Origin of the sequence: Microbispora hainanensis, assembly GCF_006874475.1 — a bacterium.
GTDB lineage: Bacteria > Actinomycetota > Actinomycetes > Streptosporangiales > Streptosporangiaceae > Microbispora > Microbispora hainanensis.
In genome coordinates this window covers 1-364 of record NZ_VIRM01000216.1, presented here as the reverse complement: position 1 = coordinate 364, position 364 = coordinate 1, and the positions used below count along the sequence as shown (strand labels likewise).

Here is a 364-nt window from a genome sequence, read left to right as displayed (position 1 = left end):
CGTCATCTCCAAGATCCTGCCGGTGGAGGACATGCCGTTCCTCGAGGACGGCACGCCGGTCGACATCGTGCTCAACCCGCTGGGTGTGCCCGGTCGTATGAACGTCGGCCAGGTGCTGGAGACCCACCTCGGGTGGATCGCCGCCCGCGGATGGGACGTCTCCGGTCTCGAGGAGGCCTGGGCCGAGCGCCTGCGCGACAAGGACATGGGCAGGGTCGAGCCCTGGACCAAGGTCGCCACGCCGGTGTTCGACGGTGCCCACGAGGAGGAGATCGTCGGTCTTCTGGGCAGCACCCTGCTCAACCGGGACGGCTCCCGCATGGTGGGGGAGAACGGCAAGGCGCGGCTGTTCGACGGCCGCTCC

1 pseudogene is annotated in these 364 nt (G+C 69.2%); it reads left to right on the top strand.

What is annotated here, in order from left to right:
* A pseudogene (locus tag FLX08_RS40180) lies at nucleotides 1-364 on the top strand (DNA-directed RNA polymerase subunit beta); the annotation flags it as partial.